Annotated in this window: 4 protein-coding genes; 1 reads left to right on the top strand and 3 read right to left on the bottom strand. The window is 63.3% G+C overall.

What is annotated here, in order from left to right; genetic code table 11:
- A partial coding sequence (locus GZ093_RS06990; RefSeq protein WP_296483988.1) for a methyl-accepting chemotaxis protein occupies nt 1-1641 on the bottom strand: 1641 nt, incomplete at its 3' end.
- A 131-nt stretch (nt 1642-1772) separates the two neighbouring features.
- The gene (locus GZ093_RS06985; RefSeq protein WP_296483983.1) at nt 1773-3014 is read right to left on the bottom strand and encodes a DNA polymerase IV; all 1242 of its coding nucleotides are present in this window, start codon (nt 3012-3014) and stop codon (nt 1773-1775) included.
- A 122-nt stretch (nt 3015-3136) separates the two neighbouring features.
- Between GZ093_RS06985 and GZ093_RS06980 the strand changes: the two genes are divergently transcribed.
- Nucleotides 3137-5815, top strand: coding sequence for a bifunctional acetate--CoA ligase family protein/GNAT family N-acetyltransferase (locus GZ093_RS06980; RefSeq protein ID WP_296483981.1), 2679 nt, complete (start codon nt 3137-3139; stop codon nt 5813-5815).
- Nucleotides 5816-5826: 11 nt separating this feature from the next.
- Here GZ093_RS06980 and GZ093_RS06975 read toward each other — a convergent pair whose 3' ends face one another.
- A complete protein-coding gene (locus GZ093_RS06975) occupies nt 5827-6984 on the bottom strand; it encodes an alpha-hydroxy acid oxidase (protein WP_296483979.1) in 1158 nt (385 codons plus the stop codon).
- Nucleotides 6985-7089: the final 105 nt, after the last annotated feature.

The raw sequence follows: 7089 nt of genomic DNA, 5'->3' as shown, positions 1-7089 counted from the left end.
CGGTGTTGACAACTGGGGGGGCGTCGACAGCGGCTGGGGGGCGCGCATGGGCGGCGGGTTGCCCGTGGCGGAACTTGGGATTTTGAACGTGGCAACCACTTCAGCCAGGCGCTGGGCTTGCTCGCGCAGGCTCTCGGCGGCGGCGGCGGACTGTTCGACCAGGGCGGCGTTTTGCTGCGTCATCTGGTCGAGTTTCACCACCGCGGTATTGACCTCGCCGATGCCCTGGCTCTGCTCCGAAGCAGCCCCGGTGATCTCGCCAATGATGTCGGAGACCCGCTGCACCGAATTCACAATGTCGGTCATGGTCTTGCCAGCATCCGTGACCAGACGCGAGCCGGTCTCGATGCGTTCGACGCTGGCGCCAATCAGGCCCTTGATTTCCTTGGCTGCATCGGCCGAGCGGCCCGCCAGACTGCGCACTTCACTCGCCACCACGGCAAAGCCACGGCCTTGCTCGCCGGCGCGGGCGGCTTCTACCGCCGCGTTCAAGGCCAGGATGTTGGTCTGGAAGGCGATGCCGTCGATGACGCCGATGATGTCGCTGATCTTCTTGGAGCTCACGGTGATGTCGCTCATGGTACTGACCACCTGGGCCACGACCGAGCCGCCGCGCGCGGCCACTTCGCCCGCGGTGGAGGCGAGCTGGTTGGCCTGACGCGAGGCATCGGCCGACTGCTGCACCGTGTGCGTGAGCTGGTCCATGTGGGAGGCGGCGCGCTGCAAGTTGCTGGCCGTCTGCTCGGTGCGCACGCTCAGGTCCTGGTTGCCAGAAGCGATCTCGGCGCTGGCGGTGGCGATGTTGTCGGTTGACATACGCACCTGCCCGACCAATCGGCCCAGCGAATGGCGCATTTCTTCGAGGGAACGCAACAGCCGGGCGGCTTCGTCGCTGCCGCTGCAGTCAGCGCTGTGGTCGGACAGATCACCTCGCGCAATGGCCTGGGCGACCTGCTCGGCCTGCAAGATGGGAACGCAAATGGCGTTCATATTCAAAATGGTGAGGGGGACAAACACCAGCAGCAACACGCCGGTGGCCCCGGCGATGAGCCAAATCACCTGCATGACGGTGCCCTGCAATTTGTCCTGGCTGGCTTCGGTGGCGCGCTGCAGTTCGGCTGCCAGGGTGGTCAAGCTCGCGTTGGCTTTGTCATAAATGGGTTGCAGCCGGCCAATGGTGGCGGAGGCGACCTGTGCCGACGCAAAGGCCATGCTCTCGAGCTGCTTGGCCATCGGCGCAAATTCGGTGCGGAACTGCTGCATGCCAGCGACGACCTGCGCCAACTGGGTGCGTTGATCATCTTGCGGCAGCAGGGGAGCGAGGGCCTTGGCGGATGCTTCCAGCTGCGCAAACGATGCCGTCCAGGCTTCCTGGTACTTGGCCGCCTCCACGCTGTTTTCGTACTGGATGACCATCTCTTTTTCATTGAGGCGAACCGCGCTCATGGCCTGCTGCAGGCGCGCGAGTTCCGTGAGCGAGCTGATGTCACGCGTGACCAAACCGGTGGCGATGGAATTGGCGTACAGCTGGGCCGCCACGCCAATCGCACCGATGAACAGCAAAGCCAGTGCCACCAGGGCAATGGCGCCCAGCATGCGAAATCTGATGGTGAAACGACGCATCAAGGTGGCGAGTTGCATGGGAGTCCTTTATGAGAACGATGAACTGTGAATGGATTTTCGATGCCGGACTTTACGCCAATTGAAATCGGCTTTGGCGGCGATTGAGCTCGGGTGTGCCGTGCTGAGCGTCTGGCCGCTGCCGTCCTGGCTCAAAAGAGCTGGTCAGTATTCGCTTCACTATCGATAGCTGCTTGGGCAGTAACGACGTGGGCTAGAGCCTGATTTGTTATAAATTCCTGGCCAATCTCGGCTTTGGCCAGTGTGGCCACGCGCACGCCCAGCAGGCGCAAGCGCTGCGCCAGCGGCGCGCGTTTCAGGCACAGGCCAGCGGTCTGGCGGATGATTTGCGCGTCAGCGGTGTAAGCGTCAAGCGTCTGGTCGCGTGTCACGCTCTTGAAGTCGTCATAGCGCAGTTTGATGCCAATGGTCTTGCCGACATAGCCTTGCGCGGCGAGGTCGGCAGCCACCTGCTGGCACAGCCGCGTGAAGATGGCGCCGAGCTCCATCTTGTCGCGCACGGCGTGCAGGTCGCGCTCGAACGTGGTCTCGCGGCTGATCGACACCGGCTCACTCTGCAGCACCAGCGGGCGCGCATCAAGGCCGTGCGAGGCGTCAAACAGCCAGGCGCCGGTCTTCTGGCCAAAGTGGTCGATCAGCCAGTCAATGCTTCTCTGCGCCAACTCACCGATGGTCGCAATCCCCAGCAGGCGCAGCTTTTCATCGGTCTTGGGGCCGATGCCGTTGATCTTGCGGCAGGCCAGCGGCCAGATTTTGCCTTTTAGATCTTCTTCGAACACGATGGCGATGCCCTTGGGCTTGTTGAACTCGCTGGCCATCTTGGCCAGCAGTTTGTTGGGCGCCACGCCCACCGAGCAGCTCAGGCCGGTTTGCTCAAAGATGGTTTTCTGGATGAGCCGCGCCAGCACCCGGCCGCCCTCGCGCTGGCCGCCGGGCACGTCGGTGAAGTCGATGTAGACCTCGTCCACGCCCCGGTTTTCCATCAAAGGCGCGATCTCCTGGATGATCGATTTGAAGGCGCGCGAGTACTTGTGGTACTCGGCAAAATCCACCGGCAACAAAATGGCTTGGGGGCACAGTTTGGCGGCTTTCATCAGCCCCAGCGCTGAGCCCACGCCAAACTGCCGCGCCGCGTAGGTGGCGGTGGTGACAACACCGCGCCCGGTGTAACCCTGCAGGCGGGGAAAGTCATCGATCTTGATGCGCGCCAGCGCGGTGTGCTGCTGGGTCTGGCGCAGCGTCTCGTCCTCGGCGCGGCGGGCGCCGCCGATGACCACCGGCAGGCCCTGCAATTGGGGGTAACGCAGCAGTTCGACCGACGCATAGAAGGCGTCCATGTCGAGGTGGGCAATGCGGCGTATTTTTTCGCTCATGAGAGGAGGATAGCGCGTACCGGCTTTGCTTTGAGTCAAGCACTGACACCAAAAAGCGAGTGGCAATGCTGCAAAAGTGGTTATGCTGCGGTGCAGCAGCTCTTTTTCCAACAGGACCCGGTATGGACAAGCACTTTCTCACGCCACTTTTTTCACCGAACTCGATCGCTGTCTTCATAGGCAAGGCCGACGATCCATCGGGCCAGACGGCGCAGGCGCAGGCGCTGCACCAGGCGATTCGGGCGCAGCGCTTTACCGGTACGCTGGTGTTTCTGGATATCAACTATGCCGGCACCCTGGCCGACTTGGCACACACCGAGGCCGATCTGGCGATCATTGCGCTGCCTGCGGATGAGGTGGCAGCCGCGCTGGAAATTGCCGGGCGCATCAATTGCCGCGCCGCGCTGGTGATTTCCAGCGGCATCGACGCCGCCCTGGCCGCCGAGCTGAACAAGATTGCCCGGCGTGACGGCATAAATCTGCTGGGGCCCAATTGCCTGGGGTTTCAAAGGCCGCACCTGCGGCTCAACGCCAGTGTGGCGGGTGCCTTGAGCGCCCCGGGGCCGCTGGCGTTGGTGTCGCAATCGGGCGCCTTGACTGCGTCCATTCTGGACTGGGCGCAAAAGAACGGCGTGGGCTTTTCGACCGTGGTGTCTCTGGGGCCCAATACCGCCGTGGACATGGCCCAGGTGCTCGATTTTCTGGCCTCCGATGCGCACACGCACAGCATCGTGGTCTATCTGGAGGGCATCAGCAACGCGCGCCGCTTCATGAGTGCGCTGCGCGCGGCAGCCAATGTCAAGCCGGTGGTGGTGCTCAAGGGGGGGCGCCGGGCCGCAGGCAACCGGGCCGCACTGACGCATTCGGGCACCATTGTTGGCAGCGACGATGTGTTTGACGCCGCCTTGCGACGCGCCGGTGCGGTGCGGGTGCGCTCGTTTGTGGCGCTGTTCTCGGCGGCCAAGTGCCTGGCTTCGCGCTACCGCCCGGTCGGGCGCCGCTTGGCCATTGTCACCAATGGCGGCGGCCCCGGTGTGCTGGCGGCCGACTGGGTAACCGAGATCAACCTGCAGCTGGCTTGCCTGACGGAGGCGCAGGCGCAGGCGCTCAAGCCTGAGTTGCCGCCCCTGGCCTCACTGTGCGACCTGATTGATATTTCGGAAGACGCAGGCCCCGAGCACTTCAAGGCAGCAGTGCATGCGGCGGCCAAGGCCCCTCAGGTCGATGGTGTCCTGGCCATCTGCTCGCCCAAAATGGGTGTCGACATTGCGAGCATTGCCACGGCGCTGGCGGAGGTCAACAAGAAGCTGGGCAAGCCGCTGTTTACCTGCTTGATGGGAGACGCCACCGTGGGTGACGCCCGACGCATCCTGAGCGACGCGGTGATTCCGACCTTTCGCACGCCGGAGGCGGCGGTGGGCGCGTTTGGCAATATCGCGGCCTTTTACCAGAACCAGCAGCTGCTGCAGCAGACGCCCCCGCCGATGTCGGACCTGGCCAAGCCCGACGTCGAGGGTGCCCGCATGTTGATTGAGAGCGTGCTGGCCGAGCGGCGCAAGGTGCTGACCGAGATGGAGTCCAAGTCGCTGCTGGCGGCCTTTCATATTCCGGTCACCCGGACCATTCTGGCGCGCAGCGTGAACGAGGCAATCATGATCGCAACCCAACTGGGTTTTCCGGTGGCGCTCAAGATTGACTCGCCCGACATCAGCCACAAGTCCGACGTGCAGGGCGTGGTGCTCAATGTCCTCAATGCCGTGGGCGTGCGCGACACCTATCTTGAAATGATGGAGGCGGTGGCCCGGCTGCAGCCGCAAGCGCGCATCAATGGCGTGACGATCCAGAACATGTCGAGCCACAAGCGTGGGCGCGAAGTCTTTGTGGGAATGGTCACCGACGAGCCCTTTGGCCCGGTGATCGCCTTTGGCTCGGGCGGTACCATGATCGAGCTGATCAATGACCGCGTGATGGAGTTGCCGCCGCTGAATCAATTCCTGGCACGCCGCTTGATTGAGCGCGCGCGCGTGGCCGAGACGCTGGGCGAGTGGCGTGGCGCCGCCCCGATCAACATGGAGGCGCTGGAGCAGATCTTGTTGCGCGTGTCGGAGATGGTGTGCGAGCTGCCGCAACTGCGTGAGATGGACATCAACCCGATCATCGTCGATGAGACCGGCGCCGTGGCGGTGGATGCGCGCATTGTGATCGACAACACGCCGCCGTCAGCGCGCCATTACAACCACCTGGCGATCCTGCCCTATCCGTCGCGCTACGAGCAGGTGTGGCCGCTCAAGGGTGGCGGCGAATACACGGTGCGCCCGGTGCACCCGGACGACGCCAGCATGCTCCAGGAATTTGTGCGCAAGCTCTCGCCCGAAAGCCGGTACTTCCGTTTTGTCTCGTCCATGCAGGAATTGCCCGCGACCATGCTGTCGCGCTTCACGCTGATCGACTATGACCGCGAAATGGCCCTGGTGGCGATCCACCGCGAGCGCCATGTCGGCGCGGATGGCGAAGTGAGCGAGGTGCCGCGCATCGTGGGCGTGTCGCGCTACATCACTAACCCGGATCGTACAACCTGCGAGTTCTCTTTGGTGGTGTCCGATGACTTCAAGGGCCAGGGCCTGGGCTCGCGGCTGATGCTGTCGGTGATGGACGTGGCACGGGACAAGGGCTTGTCCGAGATTGAGGGCCTGGTGCTGGCCAAGAACCCGACCATGCTCAAACTGATGAAGGGCCTGGGCTTCCAGATCAAGCAGTTCCCGGAGGATGCTGACTTCAAGCTGGTGACGCAGACGCTGTGATCGCTTGCCAGTCAGTTTGAAGCGTAAGTCCCCGGCAGCAGCATGCTGCTGTCCACCGTGTTGATGTCGGTGCGGCCGCAAAAAGCCATCGTCAAGTCGAGCTCCTTGTGGATGATTTCCAGCGCTTGGGTGACACCCGCTTCACCCAGCGCGCCCAGGCCGTAGGTGTAGGCGCGGCCAATGTAGACGCCGCGCGCACCCAGAGCACGGGCCTTGAGCACGTCTTGCCCGCTGCGCACGCCGCCGTCCATGTGAACCTCGATGTCTTTGCCCACGGCCGCCACGACGCGGGGCAGGGCGCGGATGCTGCTCTCGGCGCCGTCGAGCTGGCGCCCGCCGTGGTTGGAGACGATCAGGGCGTCAGCCCCGGCGTTGACGGCCAGGCGTGCATCTTCAGGGTCCTGGATGCCTTTGAGGATCAACTTGCCACCCCAGAGCTTCTTGATCCATTCCACATCGTTCCAGTTCAGCGTCGGATCAAACTGCTGCGCCGACCACTGCGTCAGTGAGCTCATGTCGTCCACCCCCATCACGTGGCCGACCACGTTGCCGAAGCCGCGTCGGCGGGTGCCCAGCATGCCCATGGCCCAGCGCGGCTTTGTCATCATGTTGAGGATATTGGGCAGGGTCAATTTGGGTGGCGCGCTGAGGCCATTCTTCAGGTCCTTGTGGCGCTGGCCCATGATTTGCAGATCCAGCGTGAGTACCAGCGCCGAGCAGTGGGCGGCGCGGGCGCGTTCGATCAGACGCGCCATAAAGCCCCGGTCGCGGATCACGTACACCTGGAACCAGAACGGGTGGTTGTCGGTGCCGGCAGCGACGTCTTCAATCGAGCAGATGCTCATGGTGGACAGCGTGAAGGGAACGCCAAATTTCTTCGCGGCACGCGCCGCCAGAATCTCGCCGTCGGCGTGCTGCATGCCGGTCAAGCCCACCGGTGCCAGTGCCACCGGCATGGCCACGGGTAACCCGACCAGGGTGCTGGCGGTGCTCCGGTTGTCCATGTTGATGGCCACCCGCTGACGCAGCTTGATCGTCTGGAAGTCGGCCTCGTTGGCGCGGTAGGTGCCCTCAGACCAGGAACCGGAGTCGGCGTAGTCGTAGAACATGCGCGGCACCCGCCGTTGCGCCAGAACGCGCAGGTCTTCGATGTTGGTGATGACGGGCATGTGTGGCTCCATTTTGCGTACAAGATACTGCTTCGTACGTCGTTGCACTGCAATTGACTGATTTGCCAATGAAAAAGGCCTCTGAGTATCGCTACTTAGAGGCCT

The sequence above is a fragment of the Rhodoferax sp. genome (genome assembly GCF_010365055.1).
In the GTDB taxonomy this organism is placed as follows: domain Bacteria; phylum Pseudomonadota; class Gammaproteobacteria; order Burkholderiales; family Burkholderiaceae_C; genus Rhodoferax.
The sequence above is the reverse complement of the archived record's forward strand: the minus strand, read 5'-3'. Positions and strand labels throughout refer to the sequence as shown.

Bases quoted from the DNA above. Each gene is read 5' to 3' on its own strand.
- GZ093_RS06975 (WP_296483979.1), bottom strand. From the start codon at position 6,984: ATGCCCGTCATCACCAACATCGAAGACCTGCGCGTTCTGGCGCAACGG.
- GZ093_RS06985 (WP_296483983.1), bottom strand. From the start codon at position 3,014: ATGAGCGAAAAAATACGCCGCATTGCCCACCTCGACATGGACGCCTTC.
- GZ093_RS06980 (WP_296483981.1), top strand. From the start codon at position 3,137: ATGGACAAGCACTTTCTCACGCCACTTTTTTCACCGAACTCGATCGCT.